The organism is Rhizobium sp. P38BS-XIX (assembly GCF_012641435.1).
GTDB lineage: Bacteria > Pseudomonadota > Alphaproteobacteria > Rhizobiales > Rhizobiaceae > Rhizobium.
This window is the reverse complement of sequence record NZ_JABAIJ010000004.1, coordinates 337,231-363,378: the sequence shown is the minus strand read 5'-3', so window position 1 is coordinate 363,378 and position 26,148 is coordinate 337,231. Positions and strand designations below refer to the sequence as shown.

Here is a 26,148-nt window from a genome sequence, read left to right as displayed (position 1 = left end):
CATTCAGGAGATTTAGAAAATGACTGGCACTCCCAAGATCACCTTCATTGGAGCCGGCTCGACCGTCTTCATGAAAAACATCATCGGCGACGTCTTGCAGCGCCCTGCCCTTGCCGGCGCCAGGATCGCGCTGATGGACATCAATCCGCAGCGGCTGGACGAGAGCGCCATCGTCGCCCGCAAGCTCGCTTCAACGCTCGGTGCGTCCGCAACGGTCGAAACCTTTACCGATCAGCGCAAGGCGCTTGATGGCGCACACTTCGTCGTCGTCGCTTTCCAGATCGGCGGCTACGAGCCCTGCACCGTCACCGATTTCGAGGTGCCGAAGAAATACGGCCTGCGCCAGACGATCGCCGACACGCTCGGCGTCGGCGGCATCATGCGCGGCCTGCGCACGGTCCCGCACCTCTGGAAGATCTGCGAGGACATGCTCGCCGTCTGCCCGAATGCGATCATGCTGCAATATGTAAATCCGATGGCGATCAACACCTGGGCGATCGGTGAGAAATATCCCACGATCAAGCAGGTCGGCCTTTGCCATTCCGTGCAGGGTACAGCGATGGAATTGGCGCACGATCTCGACATTCCCTATGACGAGATCCGCTACCGTTCGGCCGGGATCAATCACATGGCCTTCTATCTCGAATTCGAGCATCGTCAGCCTGATGGCTCCTATCGCAATCTTTATCCCGATCTCGTCCGTGGATATCGCGAGGGACGCGCGCCGAAGCCCGGCTGGAACCCGCGGTGCCCAAACAAGGTGCGCTACGAGATGCTGACCCGTCTCGGCTATTTCGTGACCGAAAGCTCTGAGCATTTCGCCGAATATACGCCCTACTTCATCAAGGAAGGCCGCGAGGATCTGATCGAGAAGTTCGGCATTCCGCTCGACGAATATCCGAAGCGCTGCATCGAGCAGGTCGCACGCTGGAAGAACCAGGCCGAGGAATATCGCACGGCCGAGACAATCGAGGTCAAGCAGTCGAAGGAGTATGCCTCGTCCATCATCAATTCGGTCTGGACCGGCGAACCCTCGGTCATCTACGGCAACGTCCGCAACAATGGCTGCATCACGTCTTTGCCAGCCAATTGCGCGGCCGAAGTTGCCTGCCTCGTCGACGCCTCAGGCATCCAGCCGACCTATGTCGGCGATCTGCCGCCGCAGCTGACAGCGTTGATCCGCACGAACATCAACGTGCAGGAATTGACGGTCAAAGCTTTGCTGACTGAGAACCGCGAACACATCTACCATGCGGCGATGATGGATCCGCATACGGCAGCCGAGCTCGATCTCGACCAGATATGGTCATTGGTCGATGAGCTCCTCGTTGCCCATGGCGATTGGCTGCCGGAATGGGCACGCAGCAATCGCAAGGTTCAGGCCGCGTAAAGCTACTCTCTCCCGGCTTGCGGCCCAAAGGCCTCGCGGCGACGCCGCGGGGCCTTACATTTTTTGCTGCATGGAAAAAATGTAAGTCCAAAAAGGTCGCGAATGATAGGACGATAACGGATGGCAAAGCAGCATCGACTGCGTTAAAACCGCTCGCAGTTTGGAGGAGACGAACGACATGGCCAACTCGGACACATTCACCACCGGAACATTTGTCGGCCGCATCTGGCGCCCGGAAGTGGAAGGCCCCGCTCTTGTCACTCTTCGCGACGGCATGCTTTACGACATCACGTCGAGAGAAGCGCCGACGATGCGCGATCTCCTGGAAAAAGACGATCCTGTTGCCTTCATCCGCACACAGAAAGGCGAGCCTGTCGCAAAGCTCGATGATCTGCTTGCCGGCAAGGCCGATGCTTCGTCCGTCCATCTTCTCGCCCCGATCGACCTGCAGGCAATCAAGGCCTGCGGCGTCACCTTCGCTCGCTCCATGCTCGAGCGCGTCATCGAAGAACGCGCGGCCGGCAATCCCGACCTTGCGGAATCGATCCGCGGCAAGGTGACTGCATTGATCGGCGATAGCCTGCGCAACCTCAAGGCCGGCTCGCCCGAGGCCGCCAAGGTCAAGGCGGCCCTGATCGAGGAGGGCGTCTGGTCGCAATATCTCGAAGTCGGCATCGGACCGGATGCCGAAGTCTTCTCCAAATCGCAGGTCATGTCCTCGGTTGGACTGGGTGCGGATGTCGGCTTGCACCCGATCTCCAAATGGAACAACCCCGAGCCTGAAATCGTGCTTGCGGTCGATAGCCGAGGCCGGGTCAAGGGCGCGACACTCGGCAACGACGTCAACCTGCGCGATGTCGAGGGCCGCTCCGCCTTGTTGCTCGGAAAGGCGAAAGACAACAATGCCTCGTGCTCGATCGGCCCGTTCATCCGCCTGTTCGACGGAACCTACGGCCTTGACGACGTGCGCAATGCCGACCTCGATTTGAAAGTCGAAGGTGAGGATGGCTATGTCCTGCACGGCCGTTCATCGATGAAAGAAATCAGCCGTGATCCGCTGGACCTTGTCTCCCAGACCATCGGTCGTCATCATCAATATCCGGATGGATTCGTGTTGTTTATGGGCACACTCTTCGCGCCGGTTGAAGATCGCGACACGCCCGGCCAGGGTTTCACCCACAAGGTCGGCGACATCGTCACCATTTCCAACGACAAGCTGGGCGCACTGAGAAATCGTGTGTTGCTGTCGACGGAATGCGCACCGTGGACGTTCGGAGCGTCACATCTGATGCGCAACCTTGCAAAGCGTGAATTGATTTAGGACGATAGGATCACGATTGGAGTCGCGCACAGGCGGCGATAGTCTTCACGGAATTCGAATAAGAGAAGGAGAGCTTATGTCTTCTTCTTACACCTTAGTGCGTGGACATTGGCTGGGGATGGCTCAGCCGGCTACGAACAGCCGTGAGTTCGGAGGTGGTGTGGTTCAGGCGATCCGCGAGAACACGCATAATCTCGACAGCCATCTCCGGAAAATCGCTCAAAAGCTTCAGGAAATGCTCCTTGCTGATCTTGAGAGCCTCAAGCCTGGAAGTAGCTTTTACCGTAGCGGTACGGGAGACATCGCAGAGAATAGCAATTTCACCGACGATCGAATTCAGGTCGACTTCGGCGACCTTGATCTCGCCGGCGGGGCTATCGACGAGAATATCAGCGGTCCCTGAAAGAACAACATACGCCGCATCACCCTGATCACCCTGATGAAACAGCGTTTGGCCAGCATTGTAGCTGACGCGATCCGACGTGAACGCCAGAAGTTTCAATTTCGCAGGCGCGATGCGCGAAAAAATCGGCACCCGCTTCAGCATTTCAACTTCATCCTTCAGAAGCATGAACTTAAAAACCCCCAGTGTTCAGCCCCAGTCGCCACTGTCGAGATAGGATATTACGATAACAGTTCTTTGAACATACCATTTTTTTCTAAAAGGTCAGTGCTCGAGCCACTTTCGACAAGGCTGCCGTGATCAAAGACCAGAACTCGGTCGAACAATTCAGCGAAACTTGGGTTGGACAGAACCCAGACGATAGCCGGTGCGTAGCCATCGGTTTCCAGATCGCCTAGAATGGCTCTTGCGATCTGATCCTGCACGCGATGATCGAGCGCCGGCAGCGGGCGGTTGCAGATAATGTAGTCCGCACGCTTCAAAAGCGCTCGCCCGACATTGAGCTTTTGGCGCTGCACGTTCGTCAGACGTTTGCCGCCGGAGCCGACATCGAAATCGAGACCGATAGAGAGCACGCTATCGTGCATGCCGAGGCGTCCGAAGACATCATACATGATCTGATGGATCTGCTCGGGCGCATTGGCCTGCTGGTGCGCGATGCGGCCGAAGAGGACATTGTCCATCAGCGTCGCGGATGCGGTAAATCGCTCGGGATCATAACGCTCGATGACGCTGGCGAGATCGGCGGGAATATTCTCATAGAATTTGGAGCGTGCCTGGACGATCTTTTCCATGAGCATCTGGGTGAGAAGACCAAAACGATGGCGTGGCTCGATATAGGAAAAGCTCAGGCGGATAATCGCCGAGCGCTCGTCATTCGTCGCTGCTTCATACCCCTTGCCGTTAAGTTTCTGCAGCAAAGCCTCATAGGTCGGAATATCTTCCGCCGTCATGAAGGTCAGCTGCTGGAAGAACGGATGATCCGGCGGCAGATCGGTAAACAGTTCGACGGCGTTTTCCGCAATCTCCAGGCCCATGTCGTAGAGATCGGCGATGAGGCCCGTTTCCGCGAAAAGCTGGCGGAAATAAGGGTGTGCGGCGAGTTTCCGGTTGGTCATTTGCGGCCGCTTCAGCGTGCCGAACAGCAGATTTTCACCGACAGTCGCCTGCAGATTATAGGTATCGAACTGGAAGGGAACGACGAGCTCTTCCAGCTTTTCTTCCTGCAGCCGCTGTCGCAATGCCTGTCGCAGTTCGACGATGCGAGACGTCAGATCCTCGTGCGCTACGGTATCGACGCTTGATCGCAGCGCCATGTCGAAAATGTCCTGCGACATGGCAACGGCATCCAGCACAGGTCGAATAACGGAATAAATATCGTCCGGGCCTGTCGCGCCTGCCGCGGCATAGTCGACCCAGTCGCCGTTGAGATCCAGTTCGGGATTGGCGGCACGGCGTGCCTCGGTCATTCGCCACTTTGCCTTGGTTGCCTCTTCCTCATCATAATCGGGGGCGATAAGCGGCGCGTGCTTCAGGCCATAGAGAAGGTTGCTGCGCAACGTGCCGTGAAAAAAGAAGGTCTCGGACGACGCGTAGGCGATGCGTCGGCCTGTCAAAGATTCCGGCAGCTCCAGCAGATCCCGACCGTCGATCGAAATACGTCCGGTATCGGGCCAGACAAGCCGCCCGAGCGCCTCGGCCAGATACTCACCACCCGCGCCGCTGTCACCGACGATCGCCACCCGTTCTCCCGGCTGGATTTCCACCGAGACATGATCGAGCACGCGGGCGCCGCTATCGTCGACAACGGTCAGATTGGTGGCGACCAACGCATGCGTGATACGACCGGCCGGCGCAGGCGAGACGATCTGAATTTTCGGATCGATGAGATTGTCGACGCTGAATTGCTCGACCACCTGATTATACTTGACCTGGACGTCCTGACGAGACTGATCCCAGTCGATCAGCTCCTTGAGCGGCCCGGGAAGATCCTTGTAGGCGTTGATGACCGCAACGAGCTGGCCGATATCCAGCCGACCCTGAAGGGCAAGAAAACCGCCGACCAGATAGAAGAGGAACGGCGTGACCTGGGCAAGGAAGTTATTGATGAACTTTACCAGGAACTTCCACTGGTAGAGGTCGTAGCGGATGGAAAAGATCAGCCCAAGTCGTTGAGCAATATCGGCCCGCTCCAGGTTCGTCGTATCGTTGGCATGGATTGTGCCGATACCGTCAACGATTTCCCCAACGCGGCCGGAAAGTTCGCGCGCCGTCAACTGGCGCTGGCGGCCGAGTTCAAGAAGCCGCTTTCGCATGCGCGGGATGACGATCGCCTGCACGGCGACGATGCCGGCGGCAATCATGCCCAGCCAGAAGTTCTGCATGATAATGAAGATAAGGGCGGTCACGGCCTGGCCGCCGAGAAGCGCCGGCTGCACGAAGGCATCGCCGGTAAAGCCGCCCATCGGCTCCACCTCATCCTTGATCATCGTGGCGATTTCTGCGGGCTTGACCCGCTTGAAATGCGCCGGCGGGAACCGCAGAACACGATCGATCAGCTCGAAGCGGATGCGTCGCAGCATACGCTCGCCAAGCCGCCCCTTATAGGTGTTGATATAAAGCTTGAAGAGGCCGTTGAGGACGACGAGAGCCAGAAACACAAGGCTCAGCGCAATGAGCATCCACATGCGCGTAAGCTGTATGCCATGAAACACCTCGACATGGCCGATCAACGGCATGTCGAAAGCGATATGCATGAAAGTCTGGGTATCGCCGGGATGCTCGAAACCCTTGCCCTGAATCGGCCCGTTGACGATCTGCTTTGGCAGGTCGAAGGACAGGAAGTACGGGATCATCGACGCCGCAACGACGAGCAGTATCCAGATCTGCTCCAGCCGGGTGTTCGACCAAATATAACGCGCTAGGCTTTTTTCCATTGCTTACTGCAGGCTTCCAAATTCAACGCCCAGCGCCAGCAAGGCGCCGACACCGATGTTGCAGAGATGCGGGAAGAGTTTGATGCGAATGCATGGCCCCATGTACGAATGGGCCGACGCCCCGTCTTTCGTTCACGCCCCCCGATTCATCGATTGCCTGATTTGTAACACAAGTTTGCAGAAATCAGGGAGCATAAAACGACAGGATATCCCGATCGCCACGTCATCTTGTCCGTTACTGTGCTTTGCGAACAATTGCGGAGGTTGCCACCGCTCCGCCGAGATCGATATCGCAGCTGCCCGGCTTGGGTTGTGCCAGCGATCGTTCGATGGCGGAAACAAGCATATCCGTCGTCAGACCCGCTTCCGGCAAACTGATCGCCAATCCCAATCTCTCCAGCCGCTCGGCCCTCACGGCCTGCTCGGTTTCACCGCCGGCGGTGAAGGGCACCAATATAGCACGGCACCCGGCCACCAGGAGATCGCCGACCGTATTGTAGCCGGCCTGGGAAATCGAAAGGTCTGCCGCCCTTAGCAGGGACGGAAAATCCTTGCGGAAACGGACCAGCTCGATGTTGGCGGGTGCATCCTTGGCAAGATCGATAAAGTCCTGTTCCGGCAAGTTTGGCCCGGTGACCAGCAGCCAGCGACGATCGCGCGCAATGCGGCCGGCCGCCCCGATCGAGGTGCGAATGAGATCACGCCCCACGGCACCGCCGCCAGCAGAAACGACAATATCGAAGACGTCTTGCGGCTCAGGCGGCAAGATCGGGGCAACGAGGCCGGTGTAGATGATTTTGTCGTTGATCGCTTCCGTCAGCGGAAACGTCTCTTCCAGCCGCACGAAATGCGGATCACCATGAACAAGGACACCGTCAAAATGATCGCGCAGCAGCGATACGGTTTCCTCGTCCCGCCCAGGCTTCTTTTGCTGCTGTAGAATATCACGGACAGATGTGTAGAGCCGCGGCTTGGGATCAGCCTTGGCAATCGCATCGAGCAAGGGCAGCAGCTCGAAGCGCATTTGTCTGCGCCCGAAGGGAAACGCCTCTATGATGACGACATCGGGAGCAGCTTGCCTGAAGGCCTCAAGCAGCAGATCACGGCGACGCATCAGAAACGCCTCATCCACAGCCATGCCGGATTGATCGGCAAGTCCCGCAAATCCGGCAGTGCTCGCCACAACCGGCGGCAACGCAACGGAGATGACGTCCGTCCCGGGAAAGCCGTTCACCGGCAGCCCGCCGGTCACGACGGTTACCTGGCAGCCATCGCTCGCAAGCGCGCTGGCAATGCGGCTTGCGCGCGCCAGATGGCCGATGCCGAGCAGATGTTGAACGTAGAAGAGGACGCGCAACGGGGCAACATTCGAGGCGGTCATGCGGATTTCCGCCATTCATTTTCCTTTTGCCATTGCTCCTCGAACAGTCGCGTTAGCTGCCGAATGCTGGCATGATGGTCGAAGTGTTCGCGCACGCGGCGCTCACCCGCGTCACCAAGCCTCTGGCGCAGCGCCGGATTGCGGATCGCGCGCTCCAGCGCCTGTGCCAGCGCCTGCGGATCCTCCGGCGGCACGACAAGACCATTGTCGCCGTCTTCCAGCAGCTCGGGAACGCCAGACACATTGGTCGAAACACACAGCAAGCGCTGGCTGGACGCTTCAACAAGCACATTCGGCAGGCCGTCGCGATCGCCGTCCGCGGCGACGCGGCAAGCAAGCGCGAATATGTCGGCCTGGCGGTAATGTGCAAGGACATCCTCCTGCGCCAATGCCCCTTTCCAGGTGATGCGATCGGCGATGCCGAGCGTATCGGCTAGCGCCCTCAATTTGCCGAGCCCATCGCCGCCACCGATATGCGTAAAGCGCCAATTGACATCGGCGGGCAGCAAGGCGAGCGCATTCAAAAGGACATCATAGCCCTTCTTTTCCACCGCGCGGCCGACACTTAAGATAAAGGCCGGGTCCGAAGACATGGATCCGTCGCGCGCCGAATGCTCGCCGGCGAATGGGCCGAAGCGATCAAGATCGAGACCGTGATAGCTCAGATGCACGTGGTCGGGCATGTCCGTCAAATCCCGCATGTGCTCATAACCGGCGCGTGTGCACGTCACCGTCCAGCGGGCACGGCCGAGCTTTTCGGAAAGCTCCCAGTCCGGCGACGTCCAGATGTCCTTGGCATGCGCAGAGCAGGTCCATGGAATGCCGGTCATGATGCTGGCATAAGCCGTAACGGAGGCCGGCGTGTGAATGAAATGCGCGTGTAGCCACTCCCCGCTATCGGGCCATTCATGCGCCAGCACCAGCGCCTGCCCGAAGCGACGCACGCGATTGCGCGTCACATCCCGCTTGAGGTCGGCCCAGAACTGCCTGAAGAGCGGCTTGAAACCCGGCTTGCCGATTCCGGCGAAGAAGGCGCGCAGCACCCTCAATGGTTCGTCATGCAGATATTCCGGCAAATAGACCACCCGCGCCCTGATCTCGTCATGCACCGGATGCCGCTTCTTGTCGGTCGGCCTGCGCATCGAAATCAGCGTCAGATCAAACCCGGCCTTTTCCAGGCCAAGCAATTCCTGTGCGATGAAGGTTTCCGACAGGCGAGGATAGCCCTTCAAAACCACCAGTATTTTCTTACGCATTCATGAGTTCCGATGATCTACTCGGCAACGATCGACAGCGGCGGATAACGCTCGCGATCATCAAACCACTCGCCGATGGTGTGCGAAATATGCACCAGGCCCTCGAGACGCATATTGCTGCTGCTTGCAGACGGCGGCGCGCGGTTCGGCAGACGCTTCAGGGCGGCGGCGAGCTGCTTCGGATCAGCGGATTCTTCCGGTAGCAGCATGTCAACAAGTCCAAGCTCGCTCGCTCGCTGCGCACGGATCAGCTGCTCCTCGCGCGGACGTGTCCGCGGGATGATGAGCGCCGGCTTATCGAAGGACAGGATCTCGCAATAGGTGTTGTATCCGCCCATGGCGACGACGGCCTTGGCTCCGGCGATCAGCTCTTCCATCTTGTTGTCGAATTCGATCACCTGCAGACAGTCGATCTTGCTGCCGCGCTCCAGCAACTGGCTGCGCTCCTTGGCCGGCATATAAGGACCAAGCACGATCAGTGTTCTGTGCGTCAGCGTCTTGTCCTGCTCGAAAGCACTGATGACATCATCGACGAGATCGGCGCCGTCGCCACCGCCGCCGGTCGTCACCAGAATATAGTCCTCGTCGGGCACATGTTCCGACTTCGTGCCAAGCGTGGAAACGCTCCGCTGCAGAAAGCCGACGAACTCCATCTTCCGGCGCACACCTGCCGGCACGTCGATACCCGTGAGCGGATCATGGAAGTCTGGTGGACCATAGACCCACACACGATCGTAGAACTGATCGATCTTCTGCAGAACGTTGTTCTTCTTCCACTCCGCTTCGAGCAGGTGCGGCGCATCCATGACATCGCGCATGCCAAGGACAAGCGTCGTTCCACGCGCCTTGAGATAGGTCAGCGTTTCCTCGACCTCGCCCTTGAGCCCCATCGGCTCCTTGTCGACGATGAAAACGTCGGGCTGGAAGGTCTCCGCCGTGTGACGGATGATCGACTGCCGCATCTTCAGCGTTTCCTGCAGCGCGACATGGCTTGCCATCGACGTATATTCGCCGTCACGCAGCTTGATAACGCTCGGCACTTTGACGAAATCGACGCGCGCCCGATAGTCGAAAGCGCCGGCTATCGTCGCGCCGGAAATGATCAATACGTTTAGCCCGCGATAGTCCTCTACAAGCGAATGCGCAATCGTTCGGCACCGGCGCAAATGGCCGAGCCCGAACGTATCGTGGCTGTACATGAGGATTCGAGCATCTTCTAAGCGCCGCTTCATGGGCAAAACCTCTGGGGGATGAAAGTCATGTACGCGGTCTGCCGGTCAATGACATCCGCGTCCGCTCCTCGAATTGCAATCCTGTCTTCGCCATTTACCCTGCTATTTGTAGGGATCGGCGGCATCGCGCAAGCCGTCTCCTAAAAAGTTGAACGCCAGAATGACCAAAATGACCGGGATCATGGGAAAAAGAAGCCATGGATAGAAGGCAATCACGCTGACGCTCTTAGCCTCCGTCAGCAGGATGCCCCAGCTCGTAATCGGCGGGCGCAGGCCCAATCCGAGAAAGCTTAACGCTGTTTCGCCAAGAATCATACTCGGCACCGAAATCGTCGCTGTCGCAATCAGGTGCGACATGAAACCCGGCACGAGATGGCGCCCGATGATGCGACGCGGACTTGCCCCCATCAACTGCGCGGCGAGCACATAGTCCTCCTCGCGCAGTGATAGAAGCTTGGAGCGCACAGCGCGCGCAAGTCCGGTCCAGTCAAGAATGCCGAGAATGATGGTGATGCCGAAATAAATGATGATCGGGCTCCAGCTGACCGGCATGATCGCGGCCAGCGCCATCCACAAGGGCAAGCTCGGCAGCGACTGCAGCACCTCGATGACGCGCTGGACAAGAAGGTCGAACAGGCCGCCGTGATAGCCGGCAAGCCCCCCGATAACGATGCCCAGGACGAAGCTGATGGAGATGCCGATCAGGCCGATCGTCAGGGATATGCGCGCACCATAGATGATACGCGACAGTACATCGCGACCCAGTCGGTCGGTTCCGAGCAGATACATCTGACCACCGACGGCCGGGCAGACGAGATGGAGGTTCGAATTTACCAATCCCCAGAAACGATAGTCATCGCCGCGACACAGGAAACGGATCGGCTGAACGTCGGCCGGATTTTCGGTATAGACCCTGCGCAGCGTGTCGATATCCAGCGTCATCTTGCGGCCGTAGACGAACGGCCCGACGAAATTTCCATCCTTGTCGAAGAGATGAATGGCTTGCGGCGGGGAGTGAATATATTCGACATTACGGCTATGCAGCCCGTAAGGCGCCAGAAACTCCACGATCAGGATCATGCCGTAAAGCAGGATCAAAAAGATGCCGGAGGCAAGCGCAAGCCTGTGGCGCTTGAATTTCCACCACATCAGCTTCTTTTGCGAGGCCATGTAATAACGTTGCTGGCCAGCGGACATGGCTTCGAACTGATCGGGATCGAAATCCGCGCTCGAGACATAATGCTCCAGGGGTGCGCCGGGGCTTGGCAGAGGTGAGTTCACTTTGTGCTCCTGCCTTGCAAGCGGATGCGGGGATCGAGAAAGCCGAGCGCGATATCCGAGATCAGCACGCCGATAACGTTCAGGAAGGCGAGGAACATCAGGAACGAGCCGGCGAGATACATGTCCTGGCTCTGCAGTGCCCTGATCAGCATCGGACCAGTGGTTTCAAGCGATAGCACGATCGCGGTGATTTCGGCGCCCGAGATGATCGACGGCAGGATCGAGCCGATATCGGCGACAAAGAAGTTCAACGCCATGCGCAGCGGATATTTCACCAGCGCTCTCAAGGGATGAAGCCCTTTGGCGCGTGCCGTCACCACATATTGCTTCTGCATCTCGTCGAGCAGATTGGCGCGCAACCGGCGGATCATGCCCGCCGTCCCCGCCGTCCCCACGATGATGACCGGAATCCACAGGTGCGAGAGAATTGAGCGCGCCTTTTCCCAGCTCATCGGCTGCGACAGATATTTCTGGTCCATCAGATGCCCGATGGACACGCCGAACCAGACATTGGCAAAATACATCAGGATCAGCGCCAGCATGAAATTCGGAATGGCGATACCGAGCAACCCGAGGAAGGTCAGGCCATAGTCGCCCCAGCTATATTGGTGCGTCGCGGAATAGATGCCGATCGGAAAGGCGATCAGCCACGTCAGCAGGATCGTCGTCATCGAGACCAGAATGGTCAGCCACAGGCGATCGCCGACGACGTCCGAAACCGGCAGCTGATACTCGAAGGAATAGCCGAAATCGCCGTGCAGCATGCCGCCGACCCAGCGAATATACTGGATGGGCAGTGGCCGATCGAGCCCGTATTCATGACGGAGATTTTCAATCTCCTGGAGATTTGCAGTTTCGCCCTGGGCGCGCAGCTCCGCGATCTGGCTCTCGAAGAAATCGCCCGGAGGGAGCTGGATGATGGTGAAGACCAGCATTGAAATGACGATCAGCGTCGGGACCATCACCGCGATACGCCAGATGATATATCTAAGCATTGGGGTGATCCTCCTTCATCCAGAAGGTGTCCGGCATGTAAACGCCCAGATAGCAGGTCGGGTCGAAGCCAAAAAGCGCCTTATCCGGCACGTTCTGCATGTGTGAGGAATGCACGATCGGCTGCAGCGTGGCATTGATCAAGCCGATGGAAAAAACCTGCTCGGTATACGTCGCCAACATATCGTGCCAGATCTCGGCGCGCTCGAACGAGGAAGCTGCCGTACCCCATTCACCCAGAAGCTTGACGAGTTTCGCCGCTTCCGGAAGGTCGGGCGCCACGCCCTGCGTTTCGCGCGACAGGTAATACATGCCCCAAAGCGGCCATTGCATCTGGTCGTCGGCCGTCGGCGCCAGCTCCGCCGGGCTCATATCGGCTGTCGGTACGCCGTTGTCGAGGCCATACCAAAGCGACATCATGGTCCGGCCGCCCATCACGCGGCTGCGGAAAATATCGCGCTGCGACACGCGGATGAACAGCGCGATGCCCACCTTGCGCCAGTGATCGGTGACAAGCTCCAGCACATCGGCGTCGAGCGGGCTTTCGCCGGGGGTCTCGACGGTGATCTCCATCCGCCGTCCGTCCGACAACAGGCGGATGCCGTCGTCGTCGCGCTTCGAAAGGCCGGCAGCGTCGAGCAGGGCGTTCGCCTGATCCGGATCGTGGGCAATCCAGGCGGAGGCATATTCCGGCTTGTAAAGTGGACTGTCCGGCAGAACGGTGTTGGCGCTTTCCGTGCCGAGGCCGTAAAAGACGGCCATATTGATCTCGTGCCGGTCGATCGCCAGCGACATCGCTCTGCGCACCCGGACATCACGCAGAACATCGCGCCAGACGGGATCGGCGCTGTTCAGGTTCGGGAAGAGCGCCACGCGCGAACCGCGAACTGCCTTCCAGAGGTTGACCTTGATCGGATAGCGCTTCTCGGCATCCTTGAAGAAGGTGTAATCGTTGAAATCGATGCCGGTTGCCTGCAAATCGCTCTCGCCGGCACCGGTCTTTGCCGGAATGATCGATGAGGAGCTGATGTTCAGGATCATCCGGTCGATATAGGGCAACTGCCGGCCATTCTCATCGACACGGTGAAAATAGGGATTGCGCTCGAAGACGAACTGTTCAGCCGGAGGCGCCGTGGTATTTCGCCAGGGGTCGAGGACCGGCAAATTCGGATTTTCCGGCCGGTAGGAGCGGGCCATCTTGATGTGAAGGTCCTGCCACTTCTTCGCCCGGTTTTCCTGCATGAGGGAAGAAAGCCGAATGCTATCCTGATACTTCTTGTGAAACTGCTTGAGATAATGGCCCGGCCCGAGAATGACGAGCGGCTGCGGAGCTGCAAGAATGGGCAGGAAATCCGGATTGGGATCATCCCAGGAATAGCGCACGGTCAGCTCGTCGAGCACCTCGAAACGCGGCAGACTGCCGTGTGGGCGCAATTCCAAAGCGCCGCCGCCTGGCGTCAGCTGCTTGTTGAGGATGACATCTTCCCACCAATAGCGAAAATCATTCGATGTCAGAGGATGGCCGTCAGACCATTTGTGGCCTTCGCGCAGCTTGAACGTGAAGACGGTGTCGTTGACCGAGGTGAAGGATTCGAGAATGTCGGGCTGCAACGTCAGCGTCCGATCGTAACCCACGAGCCGCGCATAGCCATAAATCGTCATGAAGCGGATATCGTTCTGGCTACCGATGATGGTACGCACCGATCCGCCATAATTGCCTGGCGTGCGGCCCATGGCCGCGACGTTGACGATGCGGGGAAATTTCGGCAGGCGCCTGGCGAGATGCGGCAATTGGCCGGCTCGGAGCCAATCGGCAAGATATTCAGGTTCATTGTCGACATCCGCGGCAATGGCGGGCGCCGGAAGCATTGCGGAGGCCATCAGGCCGAGAAGCGTACGGCGCTTTATCATGGGCGCAACTCCTCGACATTGACACCTCGGCGAGCGCGAACCAAATGGCCGCCACCCAGATCGGCATAGACGAGGTCCCCGTCTCCGCCCTCAGAGAATTGTGGCCCCCATTTCTGTTTGGCCGCAGGACCCTCGCTGTTCAGTGCCGAAAAATTCAGAGGGCGGTCTAGGTCGGGGAACGGCACCGCTGCAAGGAGCGAACGCGTATAGGGATGGACGGGGTCGCGCAGAATGATCTCGCGCGGTGCGATTTCCACGATACGGCCCCGCGCCATGACGGCGATCCGATCGGCCATGTAATCGACGACAGCCAGATTGTGCGAAATGAACAGATAGGTGAGGCCAAGTTCCTTCTGCAGATCCTTGAGAAGATTGAGGATCTGTGCCTGTACCGAGACGTCGAGTGCCGAGACCGGCTCATCCAGGATGAGCAACTTCGGCCCCAGCGCCAGGGCGCGTGCAATGCCGATACGCTGGCGTTGGCCGCCGGAGAAGCTGTGGGGATAGCGGCTGAGAAAATGCTTGTCGAGGCCGATGGCCTGCATCAGCGCCTTGACCTTTTCCTTGCGCTCGGCGCTATCGCCATGCCCGTGGATCTCCAGGGGTTCGCTCAGGATATTGCGAATAGTCATGCGCGGCGACAGTGACGACACCGGATCCTGGAAGACCATCTGGATCTTCGTGCGCAGATCCATCAGTTCGTCGCCCTTGACGGCAAGCACATCGATGGCGCCGTTGCCATCGTCGAAGCTGACGGAGCCGCTATCTGCGGTCACGGCTCGCATGAGAATCTTGCTCAGCGTCGTCTTCCCGCAGCCGCTTTCCCCAACCAGCCCAAGACATTCGCCGCGGCGAATATCAAAGCTGACATCGTCAACCGCGCGCAGTTTGGCACTCTCGCGCCGGCCGAACATGCCGCCGACCTTGGATGTGTACGTCTTGGCCAGATTGCGCACGCTGAGCATCACCTCAGGCCCGGTCGCAGGGGCGGCGGCGGCATTGCCAAGCAGTTTTTTCTTTCCGGAGAACGTGCCAAGGTTGACTGGAACATCGCGCAGCGATTTCAACCGCTCACCCGCCTTCATGTCGAAATGCGGCACCGCAGCCATCAGAGCCTTCAAATAGCGATGCTGCGGCTGTCGGAAGATGGTTTCGACCGGACCGGCTTCCATGATCTCGCCGTGATAGATGACGACGACCTCATCGGCCATGTTGGCGACCACGCCAAGGTCGTGGGTGATCAGCAGCATCGCCATGTTGAACGTCTGCTGCAGATTGCGCAGCAGACCGAGAATCTGCGCCTGAATGGTGACGTCCAAGGCTGTCGTCGGCTCGTCGGCGATGAGCAGTGCCGGATTGCAGATCAGCGCCATTGCGATCATCGCGCGCTGACGCATCCCACCGGAAAGCTCGAACGGATATCTGTCGAAGGTATGATTGGGGTCCTGGAAGCCGACGAGATGCAGCATTTCCTCGGTCTTCTCGCGCTGCTCCGCCCTGCTGATGCCGGGCTTATGGATGCGCAGCGCCTCGCTGATCTGGTTGCCGATCGTATGCAGCGGCGACAGCGATGTCATCGGCTCCTGGAAAATCTTGGCCATACGGGCGCCGCGCAACCGGCGCATTTCCGCACCATCTCTTGGAAGCTGCAGCAGATCGGTCGTGCGGCCATCGAGCGGGTCGGTGAAAAGAATACGACCATTTGCCCGAGCGGCTGCCGGGAGAATTCCCATGATCGACTGGCTTATGATGGACTTTCCTGAGCCGGACTCGCCGACGAGTGCCGTCACCTTGCCGGGAAGCACGCGCAGATTGGCCTTCTTCACGACGTCCAGCTTGTCCCCATAGAGCGAGAACGAAACGTCAAGGTTCTCAATACGCAGTAGATCAGTCCCTGACGCCATACATATTACTTCCCGCTCACATGACCTTTGTGCACTTATACGGCACACTAACGTAGGGCATAACGGGTGTCTAGCGCGTCAAAGCATTGGCGAGACTGTTAAAAAACTGTCGTCTTTCCAGTGATATATCGGCTTATGCTGAGCTAGCCGTTCATGGGGATCACGAAGCCAGGTTTTCGACTTGAAGACGGCCTTCGAACTTCTTGGCATCCCTGTGCAGGAGGATGACCTGCTCGGCCTCCGACAAACCATCCGGTGCCGTGTCGTTGAAAATCTCCGACGTAGCGTTGGCGGCAGTGGTGATCTTGGGAGAGACGACCGTGAAGCGCTGGCGCACGCCCCTGAGCTTTTCCTCGCCGAGCGTTCCCCATTCGCAGTCCGTGTAGCTGGAGAAAGCCTGGCTCGCAACAACTTCCGTCGCATATTTCTTCGTGAGGGATTGCAGACGCTCGACCTCGTTCACGGCAGCGCCAAAGGCCGAAAATGTAAGGCGATCCTTCAGGCCGACATTGCCGAACATGACGTTGCCGACATGCAGGCCGATGCCGTAGCGCACTTCGCTCAGGCTGCGCGACTGGCGATCCTTGTTGAGCGCGGTCACACGGCGCTGGGCTTCGAACACCGCCGATAACGCGGCCTCGCACGCCACCTTGGACGGATCCTTGTGGCGGCCGCAAGGATAAACCGCCAGAAATCCGTCGCCGAGGAAACTCATGATTTCGCCGCCATTTCGATTGAAGGGCGCGGCGATCGCATCGAAAAATTCGTTGAGCGTATCGATGTAGGCCTGGCGTCCTTCCTTCTCGGCATAAACCGTCGATTGACGCATATCGCCCATCACGAGCGCGGCACGGATCGTCTCGCCGTCGCCTCGGCGGATCTGGCCGTTCAGCACGCGCTTGCCCGCATCGCCACCGAGATAGGTGGTGAGCATGTTGTTAGCGAGCTTGCCGAGAACGGCCATCTTGGCGGCCATGGCAAGGTGGTTTTGCATGCGCATGAGCGCACCGATCATCTCTTCACTGAAGCCGCCAATGCTGTCGGTGGACCAGGACCCCATCATGCCCTGCACCGAACCGGCGCCAAACGTCTGCACGAAAGCAAGATAGTCGGTCACCTTCTCCTTGCGCAAATCCTCGAAGATCGGAAATTCGGCCGCGCCTTCCACATCGATGCGCCGGCGAAGATGCTGAAGATTGTTGGACAGAAGATAGTAATAGGGGCTCTGCATGAAGCGTTCCGGCTTCTCGTTCACATGCCGGTAGCCCTCGATCATCAAGCCGCCTGCGCGCCGCCATGTGAAGCCCAGCGCGTCATAGAGGGGATGCAGCATGGAAAACGTCAGATGCACGCGCGAAATCGGCAGCCCGGACGCGGCCATGCGTTCGCAGAAACCGCGAACGATGCTCTCCAGGTTTTCGCCCGTCAGCGCCGCCTGCGTCAGCCACTCCGCCACCTTGTCGAGAAGAATATCGGAAACAGTCGAATGAACAGTCATTTTCCCCACGGCCTATTCTCGCAATCTCAAAGCGCCACCACGGTCATCCGAATTTCTTCTATAGCCGCATGACGCCCTCACGCCGATCGGCTCAACTCGAATGAAACAATCATGCGATGTGGAGGCGCCGTTTTAACAAGCCCGGATCGCACCGACACCATTCAATAATTGGCCGTGCCTTTCAGGCACGTAACACCATGGAATACCGCAGAAATCGGCCATAAAAATTGCCGACTCTCGTTTTGTTCTCCTTGAGATAAGGCGAAGATACCCCTGAAACAATGGCGAGGAGTTCAGTTTGATCGATAAAATCGCTATTGCGACAAAAATATCCTAAAAGGCGGATGGAAACGACAAAACAGCCAAATTCATTCGCCGGCTGCCAATTCGGCAGGGTGCTTGCCACGCAGCGCCATAGCAGCCATCGCGTAGCCTCCGCTGGCACCGTCGATGAAATGCATGTGGTCGCGCATCAGCGGCGTCGGAACGAAGCATGTCATCAACGCACTCTCCTGACGGTGAAGCCCATAGCGACAAACCCCTTCCGCCTCTGCTTGACGCAAACGCCCCTCAATCCGCGCGAGGCGCTGCGCGTCGACATCGATCGTCATTTTCAAACCGTCGTCGAACTTGCGAAAATCGGAATTTGCGGCGAGATCGCTTCGATAGATCTTGGCGTCGAATGTCCCCATACGCAGTCCAAGCTTGTCGATGACGTTCATCAGGCCAATCTGCACGCCGATTAAAAACTTTTGTCGCCAGCGCCTGGCCGGCGAGACCAAGGCACGTGCCTCCAGGTCTGCCCCTTCAAAGATCAGCGCGGGAGTAGGACCTTCAACCGGCACCGGATGGCTGTCGCGGCTCTGCTCACGAGTAATGGCGATGATATCGGTCACGAGCGTCTGGAACCTGGTGATGTCAGCACCATCGGTCGGAACTGCGATGATGGAGACGATCTCGCCATTGTGCGCCTTGATCGGGTTCCAGCGACAGGACAGGCCGGTGAGGTCGGGGCGGGCCTCTGGCTCGGCCGCCTCGATGATGAATTTTCCGGCCTTCATCTGCCTTTCCGCCCAACTCGTGCCGCCACCGAAAAACATGGCGTACGAAACATATTCGCTTGGGCTGAAGCGGGCGACCATGACGTCGAGCCCTTCTTTCCGGATGGCAGACATCGGCACGAGCGCCGTGCGCAGATCGAGTTGTAATTCCTCCATGACCCAGGTTCGCACGGCCGCAAGTGCCTGCCGAACCCGTGTCTCGCCTGACTGCGGGATGGCCACCAGCGCACCATCGCCGCCGAAAACGAAAGGATAATCCCCTTTGTCGACCGCATTGAGCACGGCCGAAATTACGCTTGCACCGGCCATATTGACGGATTTGTATCGACCGGCAGCAATCGCTTCGGTAGAGCTGACGATATCCGCGATCGCGATCAGCCAGTCATCCGGAAGCGGCTTGTAATTGGCGCTGTCGGTCACGCCTTCAAAGCGGGTAAAAGCCGTCATATTGTGGAAGAAATCATCGTTGGATGGCTCGGCCATGATATTTCCCCCTGTTGTGAGCGCCGCGACAATCTATCCCTACAGCAAATGCGTCGAAAAACCAGCGGGCGGTCGACGCCGAGATGCAGGGCGTGCTACCTCCAGATTGGGAGAGGCACAAGACGCCAAGGATATTTGAAATACGATGAGCCGCCTGGATAGTTTCATTCGCCGCCTGAGCGCACAGCGCGATATCCTCAATTCTGTTGCTGATGATGTCAGAAGGCTTGACGGCCCCGTTTTGGAGCTGGGTCTCGGCAACGGTCGTACCTTCGACCATCTGCGCGAGTTGTTTCAGGATCGCCGCATCATCGCCTTCGACAGGGCTGCCAATGCCTATGGTCCTTCGATGCCCTCGACCGACAATCTGATCCTCGGCGAGATCAAGGATACCGCCAGACAATATATCGGCGCCGGCGCATCGCTCGCACACGCCGACATCGGCACCGGCTATGAAGAGAAGGATGCGATAACGCTGACCTGGCTGCCAGAGATCATGGCCGGCGTGCTGGCATCCGGTGGTATCGCCGTAAGCGGCCTTCCCCTTGAGCACGCCAATCTGCAGGAATTGCCCCGGCCCTCGAGCGTCAAGGAAGGGCGCTATTTCATCTATCGCCGCAGATAGTCTCAGGGCAGAAAAAGAACATCGAACTGATCGCCATCAACAGGCAGATCGATCACCCTCATCGGCTGCCGTCGATCTTCGAAAAACGCAAGGCACTCGCTGTAGTGACCTGCAAGCTCGGCGACGAAGATTCTGGCCTGCTCCTTGCCGTAGAAGGCAGGGGTGAATTCCATGTAGAGCGGTACCTTGGCCGCCATCAGATCGATCATCGAGCGGCAGGCAACCGGCTCGTAACCCTCGATGTCCATCCAGATCAGCCCGATATCGGCCGGGTCGGTCCCGGCCTGCGCGAGGATGTCGGGAACCGTTCTCACCGGCACCGAGATCTTTTCATCGCTTGCGCTTTGGCGCAGCGCGCTGCTTTTGCCGTGGTTCTTGTGGTTGAGATAGAAATCGAGCTCCCCGCCGCGATCACCGGCGGCACAGTTGACCGCAGTCACCATTGCGTCAAAACCATTGTCGGCGATGTTGGCGGAAAGCAGACGGAAATTACGAGGATCCGGCTCGACCGTGATAATGCGGTCATACGCCTTGCTGAGTGCAAAATAGCAGGTCTGCGTACCGATATTGCCACCGAGCTCCAAAAGGGTTACTCCGGTGCGCAACAGACCGCGCTCCTGCAGCACGCTCAGCAGCCGATCGACGTGATCCCGCTCGAAATGCCCTTTTCGAAAGACCTTCCGACCGATGTAATCAGCCGGCGAAAAACTCAGGACGTGATCGCCGCAGTCCACCGTCATCGTCTTGACGCGCGGACCGAGCGCGCTGACGAGGATATCGCGGCCGAGCCGCGTATCGAAAAGGCGGGTCGCAATCGCATCCCGCTTTTTACGAAAGGCGCGGCGCCAGTATTTTCTTGTCAACATCTTACCATCGAGCATGGCGCCATTCCCTACATCACCGCGTCTCCGTTGCAAACGGCGAAGATCGGCACGCCCGGACGGTCAAACCTCCGGCATCAGGAAAAACGGCTGCTCGCTTCCTTCGAGACGATATAGACCCGCAAAGCTTCACCGCGGCCGCGCACCGCGATCTCACGGCTTTCGATGCCGTCAATATCGACTTCCGAAAGCCGAGCGACCGGCTCGGAAAACACCAGCGCCGTGTTATATTCCTTGGCGACGCTTTCGAGGCGGCTGGCAACGTTAACGGTGTCGCCGATGGCGGTCACGTTCTTGACGCTGCCATATCCCATGGAGCCGACAACGGCTGAGCCTGTGTGCAGTCCGATGGCAATCTCGAGGGGGGCCGAGAGCTCCTCCGCCAACTCCGCACTCAATTTGTCGATTTCCCGCACGATCGCCGCCGCAGCCTTCAGCGCTTGTCGGTTCGCCTCTTTCGGGGTGGTGCGCAGCCCGAACAGCGCCATCGCGCCGTCACCGATGAACTTGTCCAACCTGCCGCCGTTCTCTTCGATGATACGGCCAACGATCGCGAAATAGCGATTGAGCAGGAAAACGATATCGAACGGCAGCCGGGCTTCCGTCAGCGACGTGAAGTGACGCAGATCGCAGAAGAAGACGACGATCTCGCGCTCGCGCCCTGGGCTGGCCGCTTGCGTGTATACGGGGATTGTCGCCTCGGCCATTGGTGTCAACAGGGGTACGACGCTGACATTTGCCGTCGGCCGCAACTGACACGCCAACCTGATATCCGGCGTGGCACCGATCCGGTTCAGCGTCTTCTGTTCCATCGCCTCCGGCGGCGGCAGGTTTTCCCCGCCTTCGATGACCTGAACGCGGCAGGTGGAACATTGTCCCTTGCCGCCGCAGACGGAATAATGCGGTATGCCGCCGAGGCGACTTGCCTCAAGGACGCTGAAACCTTGTGGCGCATAGACAACCTCGCCGCCTCCATAGCGGACCGCGACCTGATGTTGCCGCTCGCGTATCCGCCGATGAGCTCGGAAACCGAAGAGCGCGGCGATCGACAGGCTGAACGCGCCATAGAAGCCGGCTCGATACGGTAAAAGCGCGTCAGCCATCTGCGTACCGGGCACCGATCCGCCTTCGCCATAACTGCTGATATCGCTATAATAGCCGCCACTGTAGCCACGTTCATCCGCCTGGGCCGCCTCATGCGTCACGACCCTTCCCATGGCGGCAAAACCGAGCAACCCGAGAACCGGCAGCACGATGGCAAAGGAAAGTACGACCGGAGCGATCATCGTATACCAGGGGCGGTAACGCAGCCAGAAATGGACTCCGATGCAGCCATGAAGCCAGACGATGAGCAGGACCAGCGACTGACGCACACCGTTGATGGGTGACGTGACCCACAGGCTGTGAACGATCGCCTTATAGGTATCATGATAGCCGTAGACTTCATGGACGACGCGTGTCGAGACGATATGGTCGATCAAGAGCAGCGGCACCAGCAGGCCGGTGACGATCTGGAATGCCTCGCTTGCGGGCATGACCAAGGTCCGGCGGCGATAAAGCATCCGAAGCACCAGCGTGATATGAACGACAAGGGCTCCATAGAGGAGGACGGTTCCGACCGGATTGCGCCATACCGCCTTGAACCACAGTTGCCCGTGCTCGGCCGCGCTGAGCGAAATCAGCCCGAGAGCATGATTGGCTAGATGCATGATGACGAACGTGAATACCACCAAGCCCGAACCGAGGCGGAACTTGCGCACAAGGCGATCGGACAGGATTGGCTTTCTTGCCTGGCTGGTCATCAAACCCAATATAAATTGTCCGTTCACAATAAGCCGGAAAACGGCTATCGCCTATTCATCTAGCCGCAACGCCGCGCACTGTCGAGAATGCGGCTTTTTGAAGCAGGGATTTTATCGTCACGCAACCGGCCGGAATTCGGGCAATCCTCTCACAATCCGCGCTCGTACCATCACTTAATTGTCAACCATCCATCGGCACCATGAAGATTGCCTTCTATGCTCCGCTGAAATCCCCCAATCATCCGGTGCCGTCGGGCGATCGGCTGATGGCGCGTCAGATGATTGCGGCCTTCGAAATGGCAGGACATCAGGTCGACATCGCGTCGGAACTTCGAAGCTTCACGCCGACGCCGGAAGACGCACCACGCGCCGAAATCGCGCTGCAAGCGGGCCGCGAGATAAATAGTCTTCTTGACCGTGGGCATGATGAGCCGGCGCCGGAACTCTGGTTTACCTATCACCCTTATTACAAAACACCCGATCTGATCGGGCCGTCCATCGCTCGAAAACTCGGCATTCCCTATATCACCGCCGAAGCCTCCTATTCCCGTCGCCACGATGCGAACGGCTGGGGAGAAAACCAACGCCTGATCGCCGATGCGGTTCGGTTGGCAAGCGTCAATCTGTGCTTTACCGAACGGGATCGGATCGGTTTGCGCGATGCCATTCCGGAAGGGCGCTACGAGCGGTTCCTTCCGTTCATCGATACTACGCCGTTTACCCGCGGCCACGCGGATCCGCAGCGATTGGCGGTCGTGGCGATGTTGCGAAAAGGCGATAAATTCGACAGCTACACCATGCTTGCCGCCGCCCTCGATCGTATTCGCGATCAGGACTGGACCTTGACCATCATTGGCGACGGTCCGATGCGAGCCGAGGTCAGATCGTTGTTTTCCGCGATGGGAGAGAGGCGGATCACCTGGCGCGGGGAGCTCCCCACGACGGAGATCGCGCATGAGCTGGCAACGGCCGGGCTTTATGTCTGGCCGGGGTGCAACGAGGCCTATGGCCTTGCCTATCTTGAAGCGCAGGCGGCAGGCCTGCCGGTCGTTGCCCAGGCCACGGCTGGAGTGCCTGAGGTGGTCATGGCGAATAAGACCGGCCTCCTCACACCCGAAGGCGACATTGCAGCCTACGCAGATGCCATCGTCCAGCTATTGCAGGATCGCAAGCAGCGACAGACGATGGCGAATGCGGCCTATGACTTCGTCCATCACGAGCGGTCCCTCGTCGCCGCATCGAAACGACTTCGAACCATTCTTCGAAACCATCTGGGAGAAACCTATCATGAGCGATAAAGCCGAGTGGCAGCCGCTGCGCGACGAGCTGCGGCGATGGAGCGAGGCCGGCAAGACGGCCAAATTCTGGTTCCGCGACGACGACGCCATCGAACCGACCCCGGCGCTCGATCGGCTTCTGTCTCTTGCCAATCGTTTCGATGTGCCGATGGCGCTTGCGATCATTCCCGGGCCGACCGGCGAGGCGCTGGCCGAGCGACTGTCGCGCGAAAACCTCGTTACCGCCACCGTGCACGGCTGGACGCATCAGAACTATGCGCCCGACGACACCAAGAAGCAGGAGCTTGGCCTGCACCGGCCACAGGAAATCGTGCTCGAAGAGCTTCATCGCGGCTTTGACAAGATCAAAGCCCTCTATCCATCGCAATTCATTCCGCTGCTCGTGCCGCCTTGGAACCGGATCGACGACGCGTTCTTGCCGCATCTGGCCCCCTTCGGTTACCGTGCCGTTTCGGTGTTTGGCCTGGCGAAACAATCGCCGATCGGGCTGATCAACACGCATATCGACATCATGAGATGGCATGGCGCGCGCGGCGGGTTGCCCCATGCCGAAATCCTTGGACATCTCGTAGAGGAACTGCAGAACCGCTTCGCCGGGAATGATGAGCCGATCGGCATCATGACGCACCATCTCGTGCATGATGATCTCGCCTGGGATTTTGTCGAGACGTTATTTGAGGAAACTGCGAGCCATGCCGCCATAGAATGGCGGCCGGTTGGCGATTTCGTACATTGAGTTTGACCAGGTCTGTCGCTGCCGGCTTTCAGAGCTGCAGCGACTGGCCATCAAACGCGAAGAAGGCTTGCGGAAAACGCTTCTGCGCATCGCGCTGCATCTCGTCCAGTTCGCGGTCGGTGCGTCCCGGAGCATGATGGAAAAGCGCCAATCGTTTGGCGCCGGCCTTCTCGGCAAGCTTAATGCCTTCCTCCCACGTGGAGTGGCCAAAGCCCAGGTATTTCTGCATTTCCGATTCGAGATAGGTCGCGTCATAGATGGCAAGATCCGCACCGGCCATCAGCTCCAGAGCCGTCTCATCGATTTTGCCGGCCACATGTTCCGTATCGTAGACCATGGCGATGATCCGGCCGGACCACTCGATGCGATAACCGATGCAGCCGCCCGGATGATTCAGCCTGGCGGTATGAATGACGATACCTGGATGCGGCTTCAGCGTATCGCTGGCGGCGAAATCGCGGAAATTCATCGTGGCGCGACAGATATCGGGTTCGACAGGAAACCAGGGCGGTCGCATGAATTGACCGATCAGCTGCCGCGTGGTCGTCTTGCCGGCAAGATGCCCGGACCACAGATCTACGCTGACGCGCGGATCATAGATCGCGTTGAAGAAAGGCAAGCCGATAATGTGATCATAATGCGAGTGGGTGAAGAAGAGATCGATATTCCGGACCCCTTCCTTCGCAAGAGACGCGGCCGCTTCGCGCAAACCGGTCCCGGCGTCGAACAAGATATGCCTGCCTTCATGCCTTAACTCAATGCACGACGTATTGCCGCCGTACCGCTCAAATTCCGGTCCCGATACAGGGATGCTACCCCGCACGCCCCAGAACTTCAGCTCGAAACTATCGTTGTTCATGGAAGTTTTTACACCATTCCCCTTTCGGTCAACAGAAGCACACTTTTGCTATCGTGCGAAGCCAGCAATTTTTAAAAGTCGTGCCTTGGTAAAAACTGGATCCCATCGTTTCATCGATCGGGACCGCTTGGCGGATGACCGCCAGCGGATCGCACAAGCCTAATATAGGTATAAAATGACATAATAGATAAGGCCCGGGGAACATCCGCTCGCGCACGGACCTTCAAGCGGGCTTGCGCCAGGGAAAGTGATGGCCTACACAACTTTGTGATGAAGTCGAACTCTCAACCGTAATCGTTAAAGAGTTGCAGCCGAGCGCGCGGCCTGCTCGTAATAACCCGACAGGGCGCGAAGATGTGAGGCGATATCGGAAAGGCCGTCCTGGGAAAGACCGGACACTTTCGTCGCCTCGACAAGCAGCCGCTCACGGATTTCCGTATAGCGCTGCAGCGCGTCCAGGCCCCTGTCGGTCACCCGGATGGTCTTTTCCTTGCCGGCCTTGCCGCTTTTGACCAGCCCGGCCGCTTCGAGCTTCTTGATGGCGTAGTTCGCCACATGGGTATCTTCGATGTCGAGGACGAGGCAGAGATCGGCAAGTGTTTTCGGCCGGTCGCGATGCCGCACCGAATGAATAATCAGGATTTCGACCGGCGAAAGGCCAGGCACACCGGCGGCCGCCATGCAACGGACCAGCCAGCGGTTGAACGCATGGGAAAAGAGGATTGATCCGTATTCGAGCTCGGACAAGGCCGGCGAACTGCCATCCGCCAGATGGGCCGACGAGACGATCAAATCGCGCGGTCTACTCTTTTCCTCGGACGTCACCTGAAAACTCCTTCGAACGGATCAAGGCACCTGCAAGATTGCCAAAACCGGGCATAGACTGGCGCCCAGCTT

At 58.5% G+C, this 26,148-nt stretch carries 20 protein-coding genes; 5 read left to right on the top strand and 15 right to left on the bottom strand.

Annotated elements, in window-relative coordinates:
- Positions 1-19: 19 nt before the first annotated feature.
- Positions 20-1,390 (top strand): alpha-glucosidase/alpha-galactosidase, encoded by a 1,371-nt coding sequence (locus tag HGP17_RS16010; protein WP_168810622.1) that lies wholly within the window; start codon positions 20-22, stop codon positions 1,388-1,390.
- Positions 1,391-1,568: 178 nt separating this feature from the next.
- On the top strand, positions 1,569-2,711 hold the full coding sequence (locus tag HGP17_RS16005; RefSeq protein ID WP_168810620.1) for a fumarylacetoacetate hydrolase family protein: 1,143 nt from the start codon (positions 1,569-1,571) through the stop codon (positions 2,709-2,711).
- A 94-nt stretch (positions 2,712-2,805) separates the two neighbouring features.
- Here the strand turns inward: HGP17_RS16005 and HGP17_RS16000 are convergent, their stop codons facing one another.
- The 11 genes from HGP17_RS16000 to HGP17_RS15950 all read right to left on the bottom strand — a co-directional run bounded on the left by HGP17_RS16000 (position 2,806) and on the right by HGP17_RS15950 (position 19,050).
- Positions 2,806-3,282, bottom strand: a complete 477-nt coding sequence (locus HGP17_RS16000) for a Crp/Fnr family transcriptional regulator (RefSeq protein ID WP_168810618.1) — start codon at positions 3,280-3,282, stop codon at positions 2,806-2,808.
- A gap of 53 nt (positions 3,283-3,335) precedes the next feature.
- On the bottom strand, positions 3,336-6,050 hold the full coding sequence (locus HGP17_RS15995; RefSeq protein WP_168810616.1) for an ABC transporter ATP-binding protein: 2,715 nt from the start codon (positions 6,048-6,050) through the stop codon (positions 3,336-3,338).
- A 235-nt stretch (positions 6,051-6,285) separates the two neighbouring features.
- The gene (locus HGP17_RS15990) at positions 6,286-7,431 is read right to left on the bottom strand and encodes a glycosyltransferase (protein ID WP_168810614.1); all 1,146 of its coding nucleotides are present in this window, start codon (positions 7,429-7,431) and stop codon (positions 6,286-6,288) included.
- Positions 7,428-8,687 (bottom strand): glycosyltransferase family 4 protein, encoded by a 1,260-nt coding sequence (locus HGP17_RS15985; RefSeq protein ID WP_168810612.1) that lies wholly within the window; start codon positions 8,685-8,687, stop codon positions 7,428-7,430. The genes HGP17_RS15990 and HGP17_RS15985 overlap by 4 nt, the downstream gene beginning before the upstream one ends.
- Before the next feature lie 17 nt (positions 8,688-8,704).
- The gene (locus HGP17_RS15980; protein WP_168810610.1) at positions 8,705-9,919 is read right to left on the bottom strand and encodes a glycosyltransferase family protein; all 1,215 of its coding nucleotides are present in this window, start codon (positions 9,917-9,919) and stop codon (positions 8,705-8,707) included.
- Between the two features lie 102 nt (positions 9,920-10,021).
- Positions 10,022-11,200, bottom strand: coding sequence for an ABC transporter permease (locus HGP17_RS15975; RefSeq protein ID WP_168810608.1), 1,179 nt, complete (start codon positions 11,198-11,200; stop codon positions 10,022-10,024).
- Positions 11,197-12,195, bottom strand: a complete 999-nt coding sequence (locus tag HGP17_RS15970) for an ABC transporter permease (RefSeq protein WP_168810606.1) — start codon at positions 12,193-12,195, stop codon at positions 11,197-11,199. The genes HGP17_RS15975 and HGP17_RS15970 overlap by 4 nt, the downstream gene beginning before the upstream one ends.
- Positions 12,188-14,104, bottom strand: coding sequence for an ABC transporter substrate-binding protein (locus HGP17_RS15965; RefSeq protein WP_168810604.1), 1,917 nt, complete (start codon positions 14,102-14,104; stop codon positions 12,188-12,190). Before HGP17_RS15965 ends, HGP17_RS15970 begins: the two co-directional genes overlap by 8 nt.
- On the bottom strand, positions 14,101-16,008 hold the full coding sequence (locus tag HGP17_RS15960; protein ID WP_168810602.1) for an ABC transporter ATP-binding protein: 1,908 nt from the start codon (positions 16,006-16,008) through the stop codon (positions 14,101-14,103). Before HGP17_RS15960 ends, HGP17_RS15965 begins: the two co-directional genes overlap by 4 nt.
- Positions 16,009-16,168: 160 nt before the next feature.
- The gene (locus HGP17_RS15955) at positions 16,169-17,506 is read right to left on the bottom strand and encodes an adenylate/guanylate cyclase domain-containing protein (RefSeq protein ID WP_168810600.1); all 1,338 of its coding nucleotides are present in this window, start codon (positions 17,504-17,506) and stop codon (positions 16,169-16,171) included.
- Between the two features lie 368 nt (positions 17,507-17,874).
- On the bottom strand, positions 17,875-19,050 hold the full coding sequence (locus HGP17_RS15950; protein WP_168810599.1) for a DUF3095 domain-containing protein: 1,176 nt from the start codon (positions 19,048-19,050) through the stop codon (positions 17,875-17,877).
- Between the two features lie 145 nt (positions 19,051-19,195).
- Between HGP17_RS15950 and HGP17_RS15945 the strand changes: the two genes are divergently transcribed.
- Positions 19,196-19,675 carry a class I SAM-dependent methyltransferase gene (locus HGP17_RS15945; RefSeq protein WP_168810597.1) on the top strand — a complete coding sequence of 160 codons (480 nt, stop codon included), beginning with the start codon at positions 19,196-19,198 and terminating at the stop codon, positions 19,673-19,675.
- Between the two features lie 2 nt (positions 19,676-19,677).
- Here the strand turns inward: HGP17_RS15945 and HGP17_RS15940 are convergent, their stop codons facing one another.
- Together HGP17_RS15940 and HGP17_RS15935 are read right to left on the bottom strand one after the other, a co-directional pair.
- Positions 19,678-20,556 (bottom strand): FkbM family methyltransferase, encoded by an 879-nt coding sequence (locus tag HGP17_RS15940; RefSeq protein WP_168810595.1) that lies wholly within the window; start codon positions 20,554-20,556, stop codon positions 19,678-19,680.
- 77 nt (positions 20,557-20,633) lie between these two features.
- Complete coding sequence (locus HGP17_RS15935; protein ID WP_168810925.1) at positions 20,634-22,358, bottom strand: adenylate/guanylate cyclase domain-containing protein; 1,725 nt, start codon at positions 22,356-22,358, stop codon at positions 20,634-20,636.
- Between the two features lie 200 nt (positions 22,359-22,558).
- Between HGP17_RS15935 and HGP17_RS15930 the strand changes: the two genes are divergently transcribed.
- Both HGP17_RS15930 and HGP17_RS15925 read left to right on the top strand, forming a co-directional pair.
- A complete protein-coding gene (locus HGP17_RS15930) occupies positions 22,559-23,656 on the top strand; it encodes a glycosyltransferase family 4 protein (protein ID WP_168810593.1) in 1,098 nt (365 codons plus the stop codon).
- Complete coding sequence (locus HGP17_RS15925; protein WP_168810591.1) at positions 23,646-24,392, top strand: polysaccharide deacetylase family protein; 747 nt, start codon at positions 23,646-23,648, stop codon at positions 24,390-24,392. The genes HGP17_RS15930 and HGP17_RS15925 overlap by 11 nt, the downstream gene beginning before the upstream one ends.
- Before the next feature lie 28 nt (positions 24,393-24,420).
- Here HGP17_RS15925 and HGP17_RS15920 read toward each other — a convergent pair whose 3' ends face one another.
- Together HGP17_RS15920 and HGP17_RS15915 are read right to left on the bottom strand one after the other, a co-directional pair.
- The gene (locus HGP17_RS15920; protein WP_168810589.1) at positions 24,421-25,251 is read right to left on the bottom strand and encodes an MBL fold metallo-hydrolase; all 831 of its coding nucleotides are present in this window, start codon (positions 25,249-25,251) and stop codon (positions 24,421-24,423) included.
- 297 nt (positions 25,252-25,548) lie between these two features.
- The gene (locus HGP17_RS15915) at positions 25,549-26,076 is read right to left on the bottom strand and encodes a winged helix DNA-binding protein (RefSeq protein WP_168810586.1); all 528 of its coding nucleotides are present in this window, start codon (positions 26,074-26,076) and stop codon (positions 25,549-25,551) included.
- Positions 26,077-26,148: the final 72 nt, after the last annotated feature.